The organism is Bacillus cereus group sp. BfR-BA-01453, from assembly GCF_022662915.1.
In the GTDB taxonomy this organism is placed as follows: domain Bacteria; phylum Bacillota; class Bacilli; order Bacillales; family Bacillaceae_G; genus Bacillus_A; species Bacillus_A paranthracis.
The window spans coordinates 415,608-437,682 of record NZ_JAKUEN010000002.1; the positions used below are offsets into that span (position 1 = coordinate 415,608).

A 22,075-nucleotide genomic window follows, 5' to 3' on the forward strand; every position below is an offset into this window, starting at 1 on the left:
ACAGCCCCAAATTTTTAATGAGGAATTGGAGCAGTTTGTGATCCCTTCTATTAGATGTTTAATGAAGCAAAGCCAATGATGTATAACATCTTGCAAGAATTAGATAAAATCGCAGTAGAATTAGAACGTGCAGCTGTTAAATTCCGAGAAGTGGATGAATTGTATGGAGGGAATTTAGTTGACTCTGATATTCAAGAAGGAGCCATGTGTGGAAAACTCCCTCCAAAATCAGAAGAGTCATTTTTCAATAAAAAAGATTTAAATGCTGCATGGACTGGTATTTCTACTGGGTTTGTAGATGGTGCAGTGGATGCGTGGGAAGGACTGATATCCTTAGGTGATAAAGAAACCTGGCTGAATATGAAAGATGCAATTGTAAACTATAGGGAGACTATTCCTGCTGCATGGAACACCGTATCAGATACGTTTATGAATAAATTTTGGAATGGGGATCTGGAAAGTAGAGAGCATTATGTAGCTTATGGTATAGCAACGATTTTCTTCGCTTCAGGAGTGAATAACTCTTTGAAATCTTTTGCGTTTCCTTCTTTTTCATCTTCTTCGGGATCATGATTATTTTCACATGCTGTAAATAAGCTGCGAGAAGATACAAGAGTAATTAAAATTAAAGATGGACGGCCAGTTGGATATGTGGGAATTATAACCAAAAATTCACCTTATTATTTTATATGTGTTTTTTGTTGAAAATCAAAAAGATTCCAAGATAGTCCGTACCCTGTTAAATAAGAAAACTTTTTTCTTGAACGAATAAATATTCAAAAGAATGTCGCATCTTTCTGCTAGCATTTCTGCTATAATATATAACGTTTTATAATATTATATTTTTAAGGAGAACAACTCATGAAGCGAAAAAAGAGCCATTTAATGGTAATGGCACTTGTTACATCTTTATTATTAACAGCTTGTAATAATAAAGCGAATAAAAGTGAAACAGAGGCAAAAAAACAAGTATTACATGTAACAGTATCTGAAGAAATTCCTTCTCTTGATACTGCGAAAACGATGGATGGTACATCAGCACATGTTATGCAAAACATATTTGAAGGTTTGTATGTATTAGATGATCAAGATCAGCCTATTCCAGCGGTAGCAAAATCGTTTAAAAGAAGTGAAGATGGTAAAAAATATACATTTGATTTGCGTAAAGATGCAAAATGGTCAAATGGAGACAGTGTGACAGCAAATGATTTTATGTTTGCGTGGAAACGTGCAATTAAACCTGAAACAATGTCTCAATATGCGTACATGCTCTTTCATGTAAAAAATGCGAAAGAGATAAATAAGGGAACAATGCCTCTTGATGAACTTGGGGTTAAAGTTATAAATGATTATAAGTTAGAAGTGGAACTCGAACAGCCAATCCCGTATTTTTTACAGCTGTTAGCACTACCTATATATTTACCACAGCATGAATCATTTTTGAAAAAACAAGGAAAGAATTATGCATTAGAACCTAGTAATCTCATATATAATGGGCCATTTGTATTAGAGAAATGGAAGCATGAACAAGAGTTTCAATTAAAGAAAAATGCTACATATTGGGATGAAAAGAAAGTGAAATTAGACGAGATAAACTTTCAAATTGTAAAGGATACAATGACCGCTGTTAATTTATACGAAGCTGGTAATTTGGACCGGGTGCCTATTAATTCTCAATTTGTAGACAAGTATAAAGGGCATAAGGAGTTACATATGTCGAGCGAACCTGCAATTGCTATGCTACGTTTTAATGAAAAAAATAGTGCGTTAGCAAATAAGAAAGTGCGTCAGGCTATTTCATTCGCGTTAAATAAAGAGGATTTCGTTACTCATTTTATTAATAACGGAGCAAAACCTGCAAGTGGACTTGTACCAGCTGGTCATATAAATGAAGAGACTGGTAAAGATTTTAGAAAAGAAAACGGAAATCTTTCTTCATATGATTTGCAAAATGCGAAAAAGATTTGGAAAGAAGCGAAAAAAGAGCTTGGGGTAGAACAAGTAAACCTCGAGTTATTAACGTTTGAACAAGATAATGCAAAACGTATGGCAGAATATATAAAAGGTGATTTAGAAAAGCATTTGCAAGGACTAACGATACAAATTAAACAACAGCCATTTAAGCAAAAATTACAGTTAGAACAAATAGGAGATTACGATATAACTATGGCAAATTGGGGACCTGACTATAAAGACCCAATTAGTTATTTAGAATTATTTACGACAGGTAATCCGAATAACAAAATGAATTACTCTAATTCTCGTTACGATGAATTAATAAAGAAAGCAAAAACTGATCTCGTACTAGAACCAGAGAAACGATGGGGAGCATTGCTAGAAGCTGAGCAGGTATTATTAGAAGATGCAGCTGTAGCGCCGCTGTATCATATTGGTTCAGCATATGTACAAAAGGATTACGTAAAGGGAATTGAAAAGCATCAATTTGGTGGTGTTTATACTTATAAGAATGCTTATATCGCTAATGAATAAATACAAAAAACCTTACTTTTTAAAAGTAAGGTTTTTTACAGAGGAGCAGGGAAATCCTTTGGTAGTGTTCCTAGCATATAAAGAAGGGAAGTGCAAAATTGTAGTTACACATTCATAAGAAGTTGCAACAAATACTATCGAGCAGTTTGTTTAAGTAAAAAGAAGAATAGAAATATAGCATACATGGAATAAGGGAATGCAGTGGAGATTAGCATACAAGCATTCTCTTGCTATAACTATGTTTGTTTTAATTATATACAAAAAATATTAGATTATATATTTTGTCCTTGGTATACTTAAAAGGTAATTTTGGTATTAAGATGGATTGATAGAGGTGTTTGGGTGGAATTATTTGAGTATTATAAAAAAAGGGGACGGTTTAAGTGTTTAATTGGGACAGTGATTTTTCTCTTTGGATTATATTGTCTGTATAATAGTTGGGGTGATGTTAATTGGGGAGAAATAATATTTATAGTTGTAGCTTCGTTTGTTTTTGGGGGAATTGGATTTTGGCAATTAAGAAAAGGGAATTTATTAAAAGAGAATATAGCTAAAAATGATTTGAAGTTTTGGGATATTGATACTTATGTTTTACTAGAATTACCTCAAAATAATAAACATTACGGTTTATATAATCCTGATGGGACCTATATAGTAGGAACAACTATGGTTTCAGCTGATATAATTTCTTCAAAATTACCTTTTTTAAAAAACAAGCAAGTTATTGGATTGGAAGCAAAGGATGGGGAAATTCTTGCATATTTTCATAGTGAAGTTGAAAACTATGATTGGGCTATTTATGACTCAAATTATAATTGTGTAGGTATGTTTAAAGAAAATATGATACAAGGATTTGGAATGGTACGTGGTTCTTTAATGAATGAAAAAGAGATAAGACTTTCTGAAGTAGAAGTTGAATTTGATTTTTTCGAAACTTCTTTTCGTACAATGGATAACCGGATATTAATAAACTGTAAAAGAGGATATATGCCTTTGGAATGGAGCGAAAGATTCGGATTAAATGTACCTATTATTAAATTAGGTAATAATATTTCTAATGCTGAAAAGATATTTGGTTTAGGGGTTCTTTTCTACATTTTAGAAACAATTAAAGTAAGAAAGAGTAGGATTTTTAATGATTAGAGTTTCAAAAATTATTTAAAAAAGAAATTGAAGAAAAGCAGTAATTCTTTTTAGGTGATGGTGTTTTTGAAATAGTTAAAGAATGGATCTTAATTCACATATACATAAAAAAGGGGGATTTCTATGAAATCATTACGTTTATTTATGATTCTCACTCTTGTTGTATTGTTAAGCGCGTGCAATACAGCGACACAAGTTACAAAGGTTCAAAAAAATGGCGAAACGACTTTGAAAATTGGTTCGTTGCAAGGGTATTACGATGTACAAACGCTTAAAGCTGAAAAAGGAAATGTGGAAATCCCTTATGAAGCAGCTGTTGAAGAAGGTACGATTTTATTACAAGTTACAAAAGATGATAAGGTTATTTATGAAGAAGAAATCACTTCTCAAAAAGAAGGTTTGCTTTCTTTTGAAGCTCCAAAATCCGGATCATATGATTTAATTGTACGCGTGAAGGGTGAAAAAGAGAAAGCAAAAGAAATTCAAATACATACTAAGCTATGAAAAAACGGCAAGTGGAGTGCACCCGCTTGCCGTTTCCATTTTCAGTTGATTCTATAACAATATATGTTTATCAATGTAAGAAGTGATCCGCTGAGTCCTACTGTTTATTCCACCGAAATTCCTGATGAAGTTAAAATAAGAGATGGACAAAAGAAAGTGTTACAAACTTGATAACTCTTTTTTACAAGAGAAAAAGACTGGGTTTGATACGTTTGTATTTGAAAGAGTTCTAGATGGTAAAGGGAGGCATAAGGTGAGGGTCTTTTTAGAGAAGGTGCCCAGACTTTACTACAGATATTGATTATAAATGGGGGTAAATAAGTTGAAAAACGTTGAGATTCTAAATAAATACATTGAAGGGTTTTCCGATACTCTCCCTACATGGTTAAAGTATTTAATTGAGGCAGAGGAGATACATCAAAACTATGAGAATGTACAAGTACTTGGAACATTGAAAACAGATGCGGTGTTGTACTATGTACACCGTACGCTACAAGTGTTAGATGGACTGCCTTTAGATGAAGAAGCGTATCGTATTATTGAAAAGGTCCTAACGTATAGTGAACTTGCAAAGGTAGGATCTTTAAAACAGCGGGAGCAATGGAAGAAAAAAGGGATTAATCTATTCGTACATAACGAGGGTTCTGCTGATATCTTTAGTGATATTCAGTTTATTGAACGTGTAGAGACAAACTTAAACTCTACTGAGTATTTGTTTATTCGAGATTTAATTAGAACACATGGATTAATCGGGCAGTATATACGCGGGGAGGCTCGTTTGGACTCTCATGTTGATTTAATTAACACATATAAAGAAGAATACGGAGACGTTAGGTTAAAGGAGATTCTATACTATCTTAACCAATGTATTATTGAAGGTGTATCAAAAGCTTTGTGGAGTGAAGTGAAGAACGATGTGAAGATTACAATTGATGGCCTGTTTGATGGTTATATGGAGCCATTTACTTCTCGTATACATAGACTCACGCCAAAACATAAGGAGTCGGTATTTGAAAAAGATATAATTATGGGAAGCGAGAAGAGTGACGTTCAAACATTCTTATCCGATAAGGATTTGTGGTATGTAGAACCGTCTATGCATACTCTTAGCTTCGAGGATATTTGGACAGTGTTTGTTATGTTAAAGAATGAGATAGGCACTAGAAAGGTTCAGCATATACATTTTGAGAAATTGATGCAGCAGTTGCACTATGATTTCAAAGGCGAGAAAAAGGACAACGTATATCGTAAGCGGGTTATTGAGAAGTATCTACGGGAGTACCGTGAGAATGAGAAGCCGAATACAACGCATGTTTCTTTTAAGGTTAAAGTCGATGAAGATATGAAAACTGCGTATGTGTCGTTTCAGTTTTCTGCTGTAGGTGAGGCGTTAATTACCTTCTGTGTAGAGGCAGAAAAGATAGATATGATGCATGCTCGGGCAAATGTGCTGCTGTTTGATTTCTTCGGGTTACGAAAGGATGCATATGATAGATTCCATAACGAAGAAGTGTATCTAGAGCATATGAATAGCTCAGCTGATGATAAACGAATTATTCTTGATTATATAAAGGGAGATACGATTGTAGATGTCGGAGCCGGTGGCGGTGTCATGTTAGACATGATCGAAGAAGAGACCGAGGATAAACGAATCTACGGTATCGATATTTCTGAAAACGTAATTGATACGTTGAAAAAGAAGAAGCAGAACGAGGGGCGTTCTTGGTACGTCATTAAAGGGGATGCAATCAACTTAAGCAGCTCGTTTGAAAAAGAATCGGTTGATACGATTGTATATTCTTCTATCCTTCATGAGCTGTTCTCTTATATCGAGTATGAAGGTAAGAAATTCAATCATGAAGTAATTAAAAAGGGGCTGCAGAGTGCCTATGAGGTGTTAAAACCTGGAGGTCGTATTATCATTCGTGATGGCATCATGACCGAAGATAAAACGTTAATGCGTGTGATTCATTTTAAAGATGCAGGCGGAATGAAGTTCTTAGAGCAGTATGCCCATGAATTTAAGGGGCGTATAATCCAGTATGAGGTACTTGCAGACAATACAGTCAAAATGTCTGTTAACGATGCAATGGAGTTCTTATATACGTATACATGGGGCGAGGATTCCTTCGTTCACGAGGTGCAAGAGCAGTTTGGAATATTTACGCCAAACGAATATAAGGACTTCGTAAAGGGTATCTTTGGAGATAAAGTAAACATCGTTCAAGCTATGAACTATTTACAGGATGGATATACACAACATCTTAGCGAGAAAATCGAGTTTAAAGATGAGTCTGGGAATGCTGTTGCGCTACCGGATAGTACATTCTTTATGGTTTTAGAAAAGAAGTAATGATGTTGAAAAACTTTAAAAATACAATTTTAAAAAACGTAATTTAAATTTGATGAGTTGAAGAAAGCCGCGATGTTAATAAAAAGTTGTGTAGTTTTGCCCCTTTAGATAATTTAGTCTAAAGGGGTATTTATATTAAAAAAAGAGATTCTGTAATTGGTGAAGAGGAAGGTAGAAACATTAGATCAACAGTAGGGTAGGAAGAGAATGATTTGTGATACATCTCACACCATAAATACATATATAACTTTACAATTAGAATATCAATTGATGGGAGGGTTAATATTGATGAAGCTTGATTTTAATAATAATCCATTTATTGTAATATGGGAGTTGACAAGAGCATGTCAATTAAAATGTCTGCATTGTCGTGCAGAAGCACAGTATCATCGTCATCCTCTAGAGCTAACATTTGAAGAAGGAAAGAAACTAATTGATGATATATATGAAATGGAAAATCCAATGCTTGTATTTACTGGTGGAGATCCATTAATGCGTCCAGATGTATATGATATTGCGGAATATGCAGTGAAAAAAGGTGTTCGAGTATCTATGACACCAAGTGCCACCCCGAACGTTACGAAAGAGGCGATTCAAAAAGCAAAAGAAGTAGGACTTGTTAGATGGGCATTTAGTTTAGATGGACCAACAGCTGAAATACACGATCATTTTAGAGGGACAGAAGGGGCATTTCAATTAACGATGAATGCAATTCGTTATTTGCATGAATTAAAAATTCCTATTCAAATTAATACTGTTGTTTCTAATTATAATGTGGATGTACTTGAAGAGATGGCAGTGTTAATAGAAGAATTAGAATGTGTACTTTGGAGTATATTTTTCTTAGTTCCAATAGGGCGAGGGAAGGAAAAAGATATGATTTCATCAGCACAACATGAAACGGTATTCCATTGGATATATCAACTTAATAAAAAGGTTTCTTTTGACATTAAAACAACAGCTGGTCAGCACTATAGACGTGTTGTGATTCAAGAAAAAATGAAAGAACATAAAAAGGAAAATCAGGTCATTCAATATCAGGATGTATTGATGAATGGAACAACGGGGCGAATTGATGGGCTTGGGCGTGCTCCAAAAGGGGTGAATGATGGAAACGGTTTTGTATTTATTTCTCATATTGGAGATGTATATCCAAGTGGGTTATTGCCGATTAAAACCGGGAATATTAGAACAAATTCGCTAGCTGAAATCTATCGAAACTCCCCTGTTTTTCAAAATCTTCGTAATCCTGACAAGTATAAGGGAAAGTGTGGTGTTTGTGGGGGATCTCGTTCTAGAGCATATGCAATGACGGGGGATTATATGGAAAGTGAGCCTTTCTGCGTATACGTACCAAAAGCATTGCGAAAACAGAAAAAGAACATAAAAAAAGGGACATGAGTAAAAGCATACTCATAGCCCTTCTTTAATGTTTTATAATGGAGAGTACTTCGCATCCTTCATTAAAAATTCACTACCTATATCTGCTGTATTGAAACAAGTTTTTTACACATGTATTCTATTAAACCGATTTTAATAAAGAATAAAAATTCGTATCATAAGGAATGTCATCTTGATACATATAATTTTTTAGAACGCCTTCTTTTTCAAATCCTAATTTTAATAGCACTTTATTAGAAGCTTCATTTTCAAGAAATACAATTGCCCCAATACGCTTTAAATGAATGGTATGGAAACCGTATGATATAACTTCAGAAACAGCTTCAGTTGCATATCCTTTTCCCCAGTGTTCAGGTAAAAAGGCATAACTTAATTTGGCCCGTTTATGCTCAGAAGACCAATCGTGAAAACCGATGGTACCAATGAGTTCTTTTTTGTCCTTTAATTCAATTCCCCATTTTATACCGCTTCTTGCATTGTAACTCAGTTTAAAGTTATGAATGACTTGTTTCACTTGATCAATATCTTGTAATGGTTTTTGGCCATAATAGCGCAGTACGTCAGTATTAGAGAAGCATTGTAGTATACTCGGTGCATCTTCTTCAGTAAGTTCTCTTAAAATGAGTCGGTCGGTTTTCAATATAGGAAACATGCTTTCACTCCATTTCTTTTGAAACTAGAATGTGTTGTTATTATATAATCTAGTCTGAAAATAAAGATTATTCAAGAGGGAAGTACGGTTTTAATTTGTGATAAAATTGATTGTGGAATATATTTCAAAAAGAGGTTTGTATATGGTGAAAAACTCAATTTTAATTGTAGATGATGATCAAGATATTGTTCGATTTGTTAATGCGAATTTAATGCAAGAAGGTTTTAAAGTTTTAAGTGCTCATAACGGAGAAGAGGCTTTAAAAATCATAAATAATAACAGTATTCAACTTGCTATTTTGGATATTATGATGCCACAAATGGATGGGATAGAATTGTGCAGAAGGATTAGAGAGAAACATAGTTTACCAATTATGTTTTTAAGCGCAAAATCATCGGACGTAGATAAGGTAATAGGATTTAGTACGGGAGCAGATGATTATATTGTGAAGCCGTTCAGTACAATTGAATTTATAGCGAGAGTGAAAGCTCAATTAAGAAGGTATACATATTTCAATCAAAATGCTGTCCAAGTAATAGAAAAGAAAATAAGTATTAGAGGTTTAGAAATAGATGAAGTGTCTAGAACAGTAATGTTATATGGAGAAACAATCAATCTTACGAGAACTGAATATGATATTTTGTACTTAATGGCGGCTGCGAAGAATCGTGTTTTTACTATTGAAGAAATATATGAAAGCGTTTGGAAAGAAAGAGCCTATGAAAGTAATAATACAGTAATGGTTCATATCGCAAGATTAAGAAATAAAATTGAAGAGAATCCAAAAGAACCGAAGTTTATTCAAAACGTTTGGGGAGTCGGATATAAAATTGAAGATTAAATCATTACAAGGCATTAGAGCTAAGTTTTTTATCGCATTCATATGTAGCATCTTATTAGCGACTGTAAGTATAATAGTGTTTCAAATTTTGGTTGGAAATATATATAGTCAGGTTAATGTTTTAGAGGAAAAATATTCATTTTTATATTTTATAGTTTTTTTGATTTTTACTACAACATACTTTGCATTCATGACAAAAACGCTGATGAAAAGGTTGTCTCAAATTAACAAGAACGTGAAAGAAATAAGTGAAGGTAATTTTGAAATACATATACCTATTTCGAAAAGCGATGAGATTGGTGAACTAGCGGCAAATGTAAATAGAATGGCCAAAAGTTTAAAAGAGTCTGTCGAGAATGAAAAAAAATCACAGGAAATGAAAAATGAAATGATTAGTAATATTTCGCATGACTTACGAACACCTGTAACATCTTTAATCGGTTATGCGGACTTATTAGGAAATAAGCTGCATGCAAATGGAGAAGAATGTGAACAGTATGTAAGCATATTAAAGCGAAAAAGTTATGAATTAAAAAATCAAGTTGATGAATTATTAGAATACTGTCAAATAAATTATAGAGAGATTGAATTACATAAAAGTGTAGTAAATATGAAAGCGTTAATGGAACAAATTATGATTGATTTTGTACCACAATTAGATGATGCCGATATGAGCTTTTGTATGAAAGGTGATAAGAAGTTACATGTGGAAATGGATGTAGCACTTATGGTGAGGTTATTCGAAAATGTAATTAGTAATAGTATTATGTACGGGAAAGACGGAAAGGAGATTGTAATTCAAATTTCTAAAAGAGACATGAATGTTGAAATAGAAATTAAAAATTTTGGGCAATGTATTCCGGATGAGAACCTGCCTTATGTTTTTGAGAAGTTTTATCGTGGTGAAAAATCACGCAGCTCTCATACAGGTGGAAAAGGAATGGGACTTGCAATTGCGAAAAGTATAGCAGAACTTCATAAAGGAGATATCGCTGTACGTAGTAACGATAAAGAAACAGTTTTTACTATCGCTTTACCGCAGCATAAAGAATTGTAAGAAAGTCGTAAGTATTTCTTTTATATGTCGTAATTTTTAATTCGTATCATGTAGAACAAAGATATGAGAGTAGGGATACGACATGTGGAAGAAATATGTATTAGTAATTTTAGTTGCTTTTTTACTTACAAGTTGGAGTATAGTTTATTTAGCTAAAGGTGTTATATCAGTCATTGGGTGGTGGAGTATACAAGCCTTTAGCATAGTATCACTCTTTATTTTAATAGGGGTAACGTTACTAATTGTGTGGAAAGGAATTTTCAGACAACGAATAGATGGAGCGCTACTCTTCATCGTTATTTTCTCTATCATTGGAGCTTGGCCTTTAGGATGGTTTGCGAACATTGGTAGACTTGCTTACCCGGCAGATGTACATTCTACGAGCCCTAAAGTAGTCGTGCGCTTTCCTTTGAATGAACGAGCATTAATTGGCTGGGGCGGTGATCGTTTAGAAACGAACTATCACGTTATCAAACCGAATGAACGATGGGCATATGATATTCTCATTCCACCTGCTGAAGTGAAAAGTAGTAAGTTAGAGGATTATGGAATATATGGAGCGAAAGTAATGGCACCAGCTACTGGAACAGTTGTATCCATCAATAATGATGAAAAAGATGTAGAGCTTGGATCGGATGATTTTCAATCAATGGCGGGTAATCATATTTATATACGACTAGATGAATCAGGGACATATTTAATTCTTGCCCATTTAAAGCAAGGATCCATTAAAGTTAAAGAAGGACAACATGTAAATGAAGGAGAATTTCTTGCTCAGGTAGGTAACTCAGGAAGTTCAAGTGAGCCACATTTACATATTCATCATCAAAGGCAGAACCCATCAAAGGTAAGTATGTTTTTAGCGGAAGGATTGCCGCTGTATTTTCAAACTGAAAAAGGTGCGATGATGCCAGAAAGAGGAGAATATATAAGAGGTAATTAGGGGGGAGCGCTGATGTGGGAGAAATATTATATTGAAACTGATAGAGGGAAATTTGAGTATTTTCAAAAGGGAGAAGGAAAACCACTTTGTGTAACACATTTATACAGTGAGTTTAATAGTAATGGTAATTTATTTGCTTCTGCATTTACGAATCATTACACAGTGTATCTTATAAACTTAAGAGGATGCGGAAATTCTACACATGACACCACTAAATATAATTTGGGAATGGTAGATGCAGTACGTGATTTAGAAGCGATACGTGAGGCGTTGAATTTTAAAGATTGGACGTATGCAGGTCATTCAACAGGTGGAATGCTAGCTTTACAATATGCGATAATGTGTCCAGAGAGGCTTGTAAAAATTATAGCTGGCGGATTATGTGCATCAGCCGAGTATATGAATCACAAAAATAGTATTTATTGTAGAGATAATGATCAAAATGCTCGTTTAAGAGAAATATTTGCAGTGCTCAGGGACGTAGCTTCTACAATTGATGAGAGGCGTGACGTAAATAAAGAGTGGACAATGATGTCTTTATATAATGAATCAGCGTATGATGAAATGATTGCTAGACCGAACAGCGGTAAAACAGTATCAAAGCGTCTTGATTATTTTTCTTATAAGGAGTTACCTACATTTGATTTACGTTTACAATTAGAGAATGTAAATATACCAGCCCATATTTACGCTGGAATTTATGATGCGCAGTGTCCGTATGAATTTGCAGTGGAAGTAGCGGAGCTTATGCCAAATGCGATAATGTCGACATTTGAATACAGTAATCATTTTCCATTTATTGAGGAGGAAGAAGAGTTTATAAAATTTGTTGAAAGCACGGTCTGTCATGTAAATGGATGATGAAAATCTATAATTTAAAAAGAAGAAGGCTGTCTTCAACAAAAATTTGAGACAGCCTTCTTCTTTCATTATCCTACAAACGTTTGATACAGTAAGAAAATATTTAAAATGATAACAAGTATAGCAATGATCCAAGCGATAAAGGTAGTTATGCGGTGATTAACGAGTGCACCCATAATTTTTTTACTACTTGTAAACATAATAAGTGGTACTAATGCAAAGGCAATACCGAATGATAAGACGACTTGACTCATGACTAGAGCGTAAGTTGGATTTACACCTAAAGCGATAATAACTAATGGTGGAATCATTGTAATAAATCGGCGTAAGTATAACGGAATATGCATTCGAATGAAACCTTGCATAATAATATCACCTGACATTGTACCGACAGAAGAGCTAGATAGTCCTGCTGATAAGAGACCAATTCCAAATAAAGCAGCTGATACAGGACCGACTAAGTTGCTAAACTGGTTAAAAGCGACATCAAGATCTTCGACATGCAAGCCGTTTTTAAAGAATAGTGCAGCAGCAACAATTAACATACTTGCATTAATTGCTCCAGCGATAATCATTGCGATAATGATATCAATAAACTCGAAACGAAAAATCTTTTTCTTTTGTTCATCATTTGTTCCGACTACGCGGCGCTGTGTTAAGGCGGAATGTAAATAGATTGCGTGCGGCATAACTGTCGCACCTAAAATTCCGGCTGCAAGTAATATACTGTCTACGCCTTGGAATTTTGGGATGAAAAGTCCTGAAAGTAGAGGACTTAATTCCGGTTTTGCATAAAAGACTTGTACACCAAAAGCGATAACAACGATAAAAATCATTCCTGTTATAATCGCTTCTAATGGACGGAAGCCTCTACGTTGAAATTCGAGAATAATAAATGATCCAGCAGCTGTAATTAAAGCAGCTGGTAACATTGGAATTCCAAATAATAAATACAATCCGAGTGCTGCCCCGATAAATTCAGCTAAATCAGTCGCCATAATAACGAGTTCACCTTGTATCCATAAGCCGATGGAAACAGGTTTTGGGAAGTTTTCTCGAGCAATTTCAGGAAGGTTTCTACCTGTAGCGATTCCTAATTTAGCTGATAAAGTTTGGATTAATACAGCCATTAAATTAGAAGCGAGAATTACCCAGAGTAATAAATATCCGTATTGTGATCCAGCGGCAATATTTGTCGCGAAATTGCCAGGATCAATATAAGCGACTGAAGCGATGAAAGCAGGACCTAAGAATGGTAATAGTCTTTTTAAGCCTTTCGTTTGTCCGCTTAATGCTAAATGCGCTGATTGAACAGTTGTACTTTGAGAAGGGACATGTTCATCTTTTGATATGTCTTTATTCATAGTAGTTTTCCCCTTTGAAATGTTAACTTGATGAAATTATTGTAAGTATTCTTATTTTTTATTTCAATACATTTAAATGTACTAGGTTATATTTTTTATTTGAACACAAATGTTTCCTTAGTGCAAATTATATGCCTTTATACAATGAATGGTGTGGTGTTATTAAAAATTGGGAGTTTATGGTGTGATGAGGCGGGGAAACATAATGAATTAAAGGGCTGTTTTTGAAATTTATGTGAACATAAAGCCGATAATATAGCATATTAATTGATGGAATTGCATTTGTATGATATATAATATATTGGGATTACAACATAACCACAGTGTTTTGGTGTGTAATCTTGTTTTTTATTTTTGTTAACTGATAGAAAATAGTATAAAGAGAAGGAAATGGGATTCATTTTCTTATTATATATGTTTTGATATGAACGTTAACTTATACATGATTTTAAAAATTAGATAGGTGGTAGAAATACATTGGCAACTACAAAACCATATAGAGTATTACTATATTACATGTACACAACAATTGAAAACCCAGAAGAATTCGCGGCAGAGCACTTAGCATTTTGTAATTCACTTGAATTAAAAGGCAGAATTCTTGTAGCAAAAGAAGGTATTAACGGAACTTGTTCTGGTACTGTAGAACAAACAGAGAAATACATGGAAGCTATGAACAACGATCCACGTTTTGACGGTATCGTATTTAAAATAGATGAAGCTGATGGTCATGCATTCAAGAAAATGCACGTGCGTCCTCGTCCAGAGTTAGTTACACTTCGTTTAGAAGATGACATTAACCCACACGAAATCACTGGTAAGTATTTAGAGCCAAAAGATTTTTATGAAGCAATGAAACAAGAAGATACAGTTATCATTGATGCACGAAATGATTATGAATTTGATTTAGGTCACTTCAAAGGTGCGATTAAACCTGATATCGAATCATTCCGTGAATTACCAGATTGGATTCGCGAAAATAAAGAAGTACTTGAGGGCAAAAAGATTTTAACGTATTGTACAGGCGGAATTCGTTGTGAGAAGTTTTCTGGTTGGTTAGTTCGTGAAGGTTATGAAGATGTAAGTCAGCTTCACGGCGGTATTGTAACGTACGGAAAAGACCCAGAAGTACAAGGTGAGCTTTGGGATGGACAATGTTACGTGTTCGATGAGCGTATCGCTGTACCAGTAAACCAAAAAGAACATGTTATCGTTGGTAAAGACCACTTTACAGGTGAACCTTGTGAGCGCTATGTAAACTGTGCAAATCCAGAATGTAACAAGAAAATTTTATGTTCTGAAGAAAACGAAGCGAAATATTTACGTGCATGTTCTCACGAATGCCGTGTAAGCCCACGTAACCGCTACGTAATACAACATGAATTAACGGAAGAACAAGTAGCTGCTGCATTAGAGAAAATCGAAGCAGGGAAGTAAGCTATAATAGTGTAAAAAAGTACTCCAAACTAAAATTTGGAGTACTTTTTTATGTGTGTTTTTGTCAGTTTTTGTCGGTAAGTCGATATATCTTAAAAATCGCTGATATATTTTGAGTTGCGCTGATATAATCGAAAAATCGCCGATAAAAATTTCATTTACTGAAACGTGCACTGCGTATTTGTAATTTGAAAATAACCTTCTTTACTTCTCCTCGTCTTTCTCTCTCACAGCAGAAAGTACAGTTTGTTTTACCCATGCTTTTCTTCGTTTATGTTGTAGACTCCATTGGTATAAACTTTGCGCACCTAAAATAAGTGAAATGACGATGCCGCTAATTGCTATTAAAAGTGCGAAAAATTCAAGTGGCGATGAGATTTTGTTTGAATCGGTGTTTCTTAACAAATCAATCATAGTAAAACCTAACATTTGGCCTACTACAGAGTAGAGCGTTAAAATTAATAATAAAAGGCTATCTTTTTTAGAGGCGACATTTTCTTGATATTTAAACAAACTATCAAGATTTTGTTTTGCATTCGAGTATAGTATCTCGATGTTAAAAAGCTTTCTTAAGCGGAAGAAAATATCTTCACTCTGTGATTGGGATACTAGCTCTAAAGAAAAGTAATTCGCCGTAAACGAATTAATTGAATAAATTAATTTCTCTATTTCATTTGTATCTTGTTCTATGTTTAATTCAGCATAAGCGTTTGCCATTTTCAATAAAACAATTTTATGAAATAGATTTAACAATAAAGCGTAATAAAACTCCCCATACATTTGACTCGCAAGTTTAGTAAATTCGCGTTCTCCTTCATTTGTTACACATGTGAATATATGTTCTTCCATTATGAAATAGCGATTCGGAGCCCATCTTTGGTAAGCGTGTTGTTTTAAATAATCATGAATATAAGGCAGATTATATGCACTCACATATGCCTTGCCATCACTTGTTAACCCGGAAAGACTAGAAGTACGATAAACATCCACTTCATTCAGTTCCATATCTTCTTTTATAGATAATAAAGTTTGTACGTACATTCGCTGATCTTCAAAGAAAGGAAAGGTTTGAAAGTAAGAACTTCTTAATCTCTTCTTCTCAAAGAAATCTGTTATGCCATGAAATAAATAACCAAAAATGAATCTTTCCACTTGGGAATACTTTTTTCCATTACATTCAATACAAATAGTCTCGTTTGTATCATTTTTAGTTTCAAGTACACGGAAACGGGCCGCAAATTCAATTGCTTCTGATAATGTTATGTTTGGAGCGGTTTCTACTTCTGTCCGAATTGTTAAGAAGCCAAGCTCATAAGGACAAAGTGTTACGTCAATAGAATGAATGTTGAATGGAACGGAAATAAGATTTGTTGTTAAATGTCCAGTTAAGTTAAGGTCTTTAGAATAGCGCTGTAACCCCTTTTGATGCTCTGAATGAGGAAATAAAATTTTATTTGTAAATGAAAGATAGTATGCTTCCATATTTTGATGTGAAACTTGAAACTTTCCATAGTATGTATTTTCATTTTCAAGATGATCGAGTCGAAAAGGACGAAAGTTATTTTTCTGTAAGAAAGGGAACATATTTTGTTCATAACCAGTTTTAAAAGAAAACGGGAATATAAATTGAAATATAGCTGTTGTTACATCTTTTTCCTCGATTGTATGTATTGCCTCCATTTACATTGTTTCCTTTCCAAATATGCTATAAAAACAACATGCCCAAATTCATTTGAAAATAACCACTGTTTTATACTTGATTAAGAATGAAAATTCAGCTTATTTAGCAGGGGATATGTATAATGTTATGTATACTGAATGTTATAAAATTGTATTTTGAAAAGGGGGATGTTGTATGCGTATTTTAGTATTAGGAGCTGGTGGCGTTGGAGGCTTTTTTGGAGGTCGCTTAGTAGAAAAGGGAGAAGAGGTTACGTTTCTTGTTCGCAGTAAAAGGAAAAAACAATTGGAGGAAAGAGGACTTGTAATCCGCAGTGTTAACGGGGATTTTTCCTTTCAACCAAATTTAATAACGAAAGAAGATCAAACTGCTCCATTTGATGTGATTCTATTTTCAACAAAAGCATATCACTTAAACGAGGCAATTCAAGATGTGAAGCCTTTTGTAGGTGAAAACACTGTGATTATTCCATTGTTAAATGGTATCGCTCATGTATCACTATTACAAAAGGAATTCGGTGAGGAAAAAGTAATTGGCGGTTTATGCTTTATCGAGACGACGTTAAACGATCAAGGAGAAATTGTACAAACTAGCGCTGCCAACAGACTTGTGTTTGGAGAAATGAAGTCTCAAGATTCAGAGAGAATAAAGCATATTTCAAAAGCATTTGCAGGTACGAAATCTAGTTTTATTTTAAGTGAAAACATTATGCAAGATATGTGGCATAAATATTTATTTATTACTGTAATGTCGGGTGTGACGACATTAATGCGGGCACCGATAGGACCGATTCGTGAAAGCGAAGGTGGACGCGATTTTATCCAAAACTTATTTGAAGAATGTGTACAAATTATGAGATCTATGGAAGCGCCAATTAAAGATGATATTGCCGAGGAACATATGAAAACAATTGATAAAATTTCGTATAATATGAAGTCATCGATGCAGCGTGATATGGAAAAAGGTTCGCTTATTGAAGGGAAGCACTTGCAAGGATACTTACTAGATATAGCAGAACAAATTTCTATAGAAACACCATTATTAGGAGCAGTATATCAAAATTTGAAAGTGTATGAAGAAATGACCTTTAACAAATCAGCAATACAATTGGATGTATGAAAAAATAAAAAAGAAAGCAATATATAAGTGTATTGCTTTCTTTTTTATGACAAATCATTTATTTCTTTTCGTTCTATCTGTCAAATTTATTTCCTGTTCACGTTTACCGTATAATTGATTAATTTCATTTGCTAATGCATCTAAATAGGAATCGGAAAAAATAGGCTTCTTTTCTTTAGACATATAGATCTCCTTTATCGATTTTTTAGTATTCATTATGTATATTTACCGGCGGATTATGCGCAATCATTTTAATTTTTTCTTTTTAAAAATTTTTGTTTACATTTTGAAAATAAAGGAGTATTATAATCCACAGTTTCAATTTTCTAAATCGCTGAAACCGCATGGTACGGGGGACCCGTTCTTATGGATTAGTTCTTAATCCAATGGGGTGAATCCTTGAAAAAGGTAGGGCTACTCATGGGCCCGAATCCGACAGCTAACCTCGTAAGCGTTATATTGAGAAGGAAGGTGGAGCTTGTGCGACAAAAAAAATAATGTCTACAAGTCTATTTCGTTATGGCTTGTAGACATTTTTTGTTTTCTGAAGAAATCGTTTATCCGCTATAACTAGCAGAAAAGTTCGTACAAAATTATTGGAGAGTGGACAGCAGTGGTTTCATCTATTAAAAGATTTTTAATTGGAAGACCGTTAAAATCAACAGAGCTTGGAGAACAGAAGCTTAATAAAACGAAAGCTTTAGCTATTTTATCTTCTGACGCATTGTCATCAGTTGCTTACGGTCCAGAGCAAATTTTAATTGCTTTAGCAGGTGTTGGAGCGATCGCTTATTGGTATTCCATTCCGATCGCTGTTGGGGTATTAGTATTATTGACGGCCCTTATTTTATCTTATCGTCAAATTATTTTTGCTTATCCGCATGGCGGGGGCGCGTATGTTGTATCAAAAGAAAATTTAGGGATGAATCCAGGCTTAATTGCTGGAGGATCTTTATTAGTTGACTATATTTTAACTGTTGCAGTAAGTGTGTCTGCAGGTACAGATGCGCTCACATCTGCTTTTCCTAGTTTACATGCACATAATGTAATCATTGCGATTATATTTGTTATATTTATTACCATCTTAAATTTAAGAGGTGTAACGGAATCAGCTTCCGTTTTAGCATATCCTGTTTATTTATTCGTTTTGGCACTATTTATATTAATTGGTGTAGGGATATACAATATTTTAACGGGGCACGTGTCACCAACTTTACACACGCCGATTGGAACACCAGTTGCAGGGATTAGTTTATTTTTATTACTAAGAGCATTTGCATCAGGTAGTTCTGCTTTAACAGGTGTTGAAGCAATTTCAAATGCAATTCCGAACTTTAAAGATCCTGCGCCAAACAATGCAGCGAAAACATTGCTTGCAATGGGTGCATTACTTGCAGTTTTATTTTCAGGAATTGTGTTCCTAGCTTATTATTACGGAATTTCTCCAAGTAAAGAAGTAACAGTTGTTTCACAAATTGCTGAACAAACATTTGGACGTAATTTCATGTACTATTTCATACAAGGTACAACAGCTTTAATATTAATCCTTGCTGCTAACACAGGATATTCTGCGTTTCCGTTATTAGCAGTAAACCTTGCAAAAGATAAGTTTATACCAAGAATGTTTACGATTAGAGGAGACCGCCTAGGTTACTCAAATGGAATTATTATACTTGGAATCGCATCGATTATTTTAATTGTAGCTTTCCAAGGGCAAACAGAGCATTTAATTCCGTTATATGCAGTAGGTGTATTTATTCCATTTACCCTTTCTCAAAGTGGTATGGTATTAAAATGGCTTCGTGAAAAACCGGAAGGATGGGCTTTGCGATTAACGGTCAATTTAATTGGTGCAGTCATTAGTTTTATCGTAATGAGTATGTTCTTTTTAACTAAATTTGCACAAGTTTGGTCAATCCTTATTTTCTTACCTGTAATTATCTTCTTATTCCACCGAATTAAGAAGCATTATGATGCAGTAGGAGACCAACTAAGTTTAAAAACTTGTGAACGGATTGTTCCGATTGAAGGAAATGTAATTGTCGTTCCAGTAGCTGGTATGACACATGTGGTAGAAAACTCATTGAACTATGCGAAGTCTCTTTCAGCAGATCAAGTTATTGCTGTATATGTCGCTTTTGACAGGGAAGAGGAAAAGAAATTTGAAGAGAAATGGAAGAAGTGGCAACCTGAAGTAAGGCTTGTTACTTTACATTCTCATTATAGAAGTATTATTCAACCGCTAACAAAGTTCATTGATACAGTACAGTATAAAGCGAGTGAATCAAATTACCGAGTTACGGTCGTTATACCACAATTCATTCCGAAAAAAGGTTGGCATAACATTCTTCATAATCAGTCTAGTTTACTCATTCGTGCGTATTTACTCTATAAAAGAAATGTTGTTATTACAACAGTACCATATCATTTGAAAAAATAAGAAGGTTTTTTAAGGATAGCTTTACGAAAGTGAAGCTATCCTTTTTGTGTATACGCTATGCATAATTGCATACGAATCCGAAAGATATATTGATATAATTTTTATATCTGTGAGTAAGTAGAGGTTTTTGTTGTGATATATGGATATTTCAATTGAAAAAGTAAAGTGGATTATATTTTAAAATAAAGACATGAAAGCTTGAAAATAAAAGGAATGAAAATACTTCTTTACGTTATATAAATAGCTGTGTTTAAATGACCTTACAGTATAAAACTTATATGAAAACAAAACGGAATTTCATATTTACGTACGTTATTTAGTTTAATATGAATAATATTTTTATGTAATATATTCACTGTGTGAATGTGGAAATTGCTATAAAATAGAAATTTTATACAATGTTATTCATACTAATCACATATGAAAAAATAATAAAATGTTTTGTGACGATAAGTAAGTACTGTAGCAATACGAGAGAGGTGGTTCATACATGGATTGCGGTGAGAACGTTCTCTATTTTAACCATCTCAAATTATGGGTAAGAAAATAGAATAATAAAATGCGATAGTAATAGTTGCTAATACATAGGAGGAGTTAAAGTGAAAAAGACTTTAATTACAGGGTTATTGGTTACAGCAGTATCTACGAGTTGTTTTATTCCTGTAAGCGCTTACGCTAAAGAGGGGCAAACAGAAGTGAAAACAGTATATGCACAAAATGTAATTGCTCCAAATACATTATCGAATTCAATTAGAATGTTAGGATCACAATCACCACTTATACAAGCATATGGATTAGTTATTTTACAACAGCCAGACATTAAGGTGAACGCGATGAGTAGTTTGACGAATCATCAAAAATTTGCAAAGGCAAATGTAAGAGAGTGGATTGATGAATATAATCCGAAGTTAATCGACTTAAATCAAGAGATGATGAGGTATAGTACTAGATTTAATAGCTATTATAGTAAGCTCTATGAACTAGCAGAAAACGTAAATGAAAATGAACAGGCAAAAGCAGATTTTACAGGCGCATATGGAAAATTACAATTGCAAGTACAAAGCATCCAAGAGAGTATGGAGCAAGATTTATTAGAGCTAAATCGATTTAAAACAGTATTAGACAAAGATAGTAATAACTTATCAATAAAGGCTGATGAAGCAATAAAAACACTACAAGGATCAAGTGGAGATATTGTGAAGTTAAGAGAAGATATTAAAAGAATTCAAGGGGAAATTCAAGCTGAACTAACTACTATATTGAATAGACCTCAAGAAATTATTAAAGGTTCTATTAATATCGGTAAACAAGTATTTACAATTACAAATCAAACTGCACAAACGAAAACAATTGATTTCGTTTCTATCGGTACTTTAAGTAATGAAATTGTAAATGCTGCCGATAGTCAAACGAGGGAAGCAGCTCTTCGCATTCAGCAAAAGCAAAAAGAGCTATTGCCACTTATTCAAAAATTATCACAAACTGAAGCAGAGGCGACTCAAATTACATTCGTTGAAGATCAAGTAAGTAGCTTTACAGAACTAATTGATCGTCAAATTACAACATTAGAAACGTTGTTAACGGATTGGAAAGTTTTAAACAATAATATGATCCAAATTCAAAAAAATGTTGAAGAAGGCACATATACAGATAGTAGTTTACTACAAAAACATTTCAACCAAATTAAAAAAGTAAGTGATGAAATGAATAAACAAACGAATCAATTTGAAGATTACGTTACAAACGTTGAAGTACATTAAAAATAAGTAACGATATAGGGAGAGAAGAA

Annotated in this window: 17 protein-coding genes, 1 pseudogene and 1 riboswitch; of the genes and pseudogenes, 14 read left to right on the plus strand and 4 right to left on the minus strand. The window is 33.9% G+C overall.

The window, feature by feature from the left end:
* Positions 1–54: 54 nt before the first annotated feature.
* From MR070_RS06870 to MR070_RS06900, 6 genes and pseudogenes are all read left to right on the plus strand, one after another.
* Positions 55–498, plus strand: a pseudogene (locus tag MR070_RS06870) (WXG100 family type VII secretion target); the annotation flags it as partial.
* Between the two features lie 363 nt (positions 499–861).
* The gene (locus MR070_RS06880; RefSeq protein ID WP_242260892.1) at positions 862–2,490 is read left to right on the plus strand and encodes a peptide ABC transporter substrate-binding protein; all 1,629 of its coding nucleotides are present in this window, start codon (positions 862–864) and stop codon (positions 2,488–2,490) included.
* Positions 2,491–2,832: 342 nt separating this feature from the next.
* Positions 2,833–3,633, plus strand: a complete 801-nt coding sequence (locus MR070_RS06885) for an ABC transporter ATP-binding protein (protein WP_242260894.1) — start codon at positions 2,833–2,835, stop codon at positions 3,631–3,633.
* 123 nt (positions 3,634–3,756) lie between these two features.
* On the plus strand, positions 3,757–4,137 hold the full coding sequence (locus MR070_RS06890) for a BA_1872 family lipoprotein (protein WP_000838921.1): 381 nt from the start codon (positions 3,757–3,759) through the stop codon (positions 4,135–4,137).
* Between the two features lie 307 nt (positions 4,138–4,444).
* The gene (locus MR070_RS06895) at positions 4,445–6,490 is read left to right on the plus strand and encodes a class I SAM-dependent methyltransferase (protein WP_242260896.1); all 2,046 of its coding nucleotides are present in this window, start codon (positions 4,445–4,447) and stop codon (positions 6,488–6,490) included.
* A gap of 288 nt (positions 6,491–6,778) precedes the next feature.
* Complete coding sequence (locus tag MR070_RS06900; protein WP_242260953.1) at positions 6,779–7,891, plus strand: TIGR04053 family radical SAM/SPASM domain-containing protein; 1,113 nt, start codon at positions 6,779–6,781, stop codon at positions 7,889–7,891.
* A 121-nt stretch (positions 7,892–8,012) separates the two neighbouring features.
* Here MR070_RS06900 and MR070_RS06905 read toward each other — a convergent pair whose 3' ends face one another.
* Complete coding sequence (locus MR070_RS06905; protein WP_242260897.1) at positions 8,013–8,543, minus strand: GNAT family N-acetyltransferase; 531 nt, start codon at positions 8,541–8,543, stop codon at positions 8,013–8,015.
* A gap of 142 nt (positions 8,544–8,685) precedes the next feature.
* Between MR070_RS06905 and MR070_RS06910 the strand changes: the two genes are divergently transcribed.
* The 4 genes from MR070_RS06910 (at position 8,686) to MR070_RS06925 (ending at position 12,245) form a co-directional block, all read left to right on the plus strand.
* Positions 8,686–9,384 (plus strand): response regulator transcription factor, encoded by a 699-nt coding sequence (locus MR070_RS06910; RefSeq protein ID WP_242260898.1) that lies wholly within the window; start codon positions 8,686–8,688, stop codon positions 9,382–9,384.
* A complete protein-coding gene (locus tag MR070_RS06915) occupies positions 9,374–10,441 on the plus strand; it encodes a sensor histidine kinase (protein WP_242260900.1) in 1,068 nt (355 codons plus the stop codon). Before MR070_RS06910 ends, MR070_RS06915 begins: the two co-directional genes overlap by 11 nt.
* Positions 10,442–10,523: 82 nt before the next feature.
* Positions 10,524–11,384: a M23 family metallopeptidase gene (locus MR070_RS06920; RefSeq protein ID WP_242260902.1), complete on the plus strand. Its 861-nt coding sequence runs from the start codon at positions 10,524–10,526 to the stop codon at positions 11,382–11,384.
* Between the two features lie 12 nt (positions 11,385–11,396).
* Positions 11,397–12,245: an alpha/beta fold hydrolase gene (locus MR070_RS06925; protein WP_044790441.1), complete on the plus strand. Its 849-nt coding sequence runs from the start codon at positions 11,397–11,399 to the stop codon at positions 12,243–12,245.
* 68 nt (positions 12,246–12,313) lie between these two features.
* Here MR070_RS06925 and MR070_RS06930 read toward each other — a convergent pair whose 3' ends face one another.
* A complete protein-coding gene (locus tag MR070_RS06930) occupies positions 12,314–13,609 on the minus strand; it encodes an Nramp family divalent metal transporter (RefSeq protein ID WP_070805763.1) in 1,296 nt (431 codons plus the stop codon).
* Between the two features lie 477 nt (positions 13,610–14,086).
* Here MR070_RS06930 and trhO point away from each other — a divergent pair, with 477 nt between their 5' ends.
* Positions 14,087–15,046: an oxygen-dependent tRNA uridine(34) hydroxylase TrhO gene (gene trhO, locus MR070_RS06935; RefSeq protein WP_000246212.1), complete on the plus strand. Its 960-nt coding sequence runs from the start codon at positions 14,087–14,089 to the stop codon at positions 15,044–15,046.
* Positions 15,047–15,250: 204 nt separating this feature from the next.
* On the opposite strand, the gene MR070_RS06940 is transcribed toward trhO, so the two are convergent.
* Positions 15,251–16,726, minus strand: coding sequence for a hypothetical protein (locus tag MR070_RS06940; protein ID WP_242260904.1), 1,476 nt, complete (start codon positions 16,724–16,726; stop codon positions 15,251–15,253).
* Between the two features lie 175 nt (positions 16,727–16,901).
* On the opposite strand from MR070_RS06940, the gene panE reads away from it, so the two are divergent.
* Positions 16,902–17,846 (plus strand): 2-dehydropantoate 2-reductase, encoded by a 945-nt coding sequence (gene panE, locus MR070_RS06945; protein ID WP_242260907.1) that lies wholly within the window; start codon positions 16,902–16,904, stop codon positions 17,844–17,846.
* Positions 17,847–17,900: 54 nt separating this feature from the next.
* Here panE and MR070_RS27050 read toward each other — a convergent pair whose 3' ends face one another.
* Positions 17,901–18,029, minus strand: coding sequence for a hypothetical protein (locus MR070_RS27050; protein ID WP_000031869.1), 129 nt, complete (start codon positions 18,027–18,029; stop codon positions 17,901–17,903).
* Between the two features lie 139 nt (positions 18,030–18,168).
* Positions 18,169–18,315: riboswitch (cyclic di-AMP (ydaO/yuaA leader) on the plus strand.
* 144 nt (positions 18,316–18,459) lie between these two features.
* Here MR070_RS27050 and MR070_RS06950 point away from each other — a divergent pair.
* Positions 18,460–20,286 (plus strand): APC family permease, encoded by a 1,827-nt coding sequence (locus MR070_RS06950; RefSeq protein WP_000254896.1) that lies wholly within the window; start codon positions 18,460–18,462, stop codon positions 20,284–20,286.
* A 599-nt stretch (positions 20,287–20,885) separates the two neighbouring features.
* Positions 20,886–22,046 carry a non-hemolytic enterotoxin NHE subunit A gene (gene nheA, locus MR070_RS06955; RefSeq protein ID WP_000751840.1) on the plus strand — a complete coding sequence of 387 codons (1,161 nt, stop codon included), beginning with the start codon at positions 20,886–20,888 and terminating at the stop codon, positions 22,044–22,046.
* Positions 22,047–22,075: the final 29 nt, after the last annotated feature.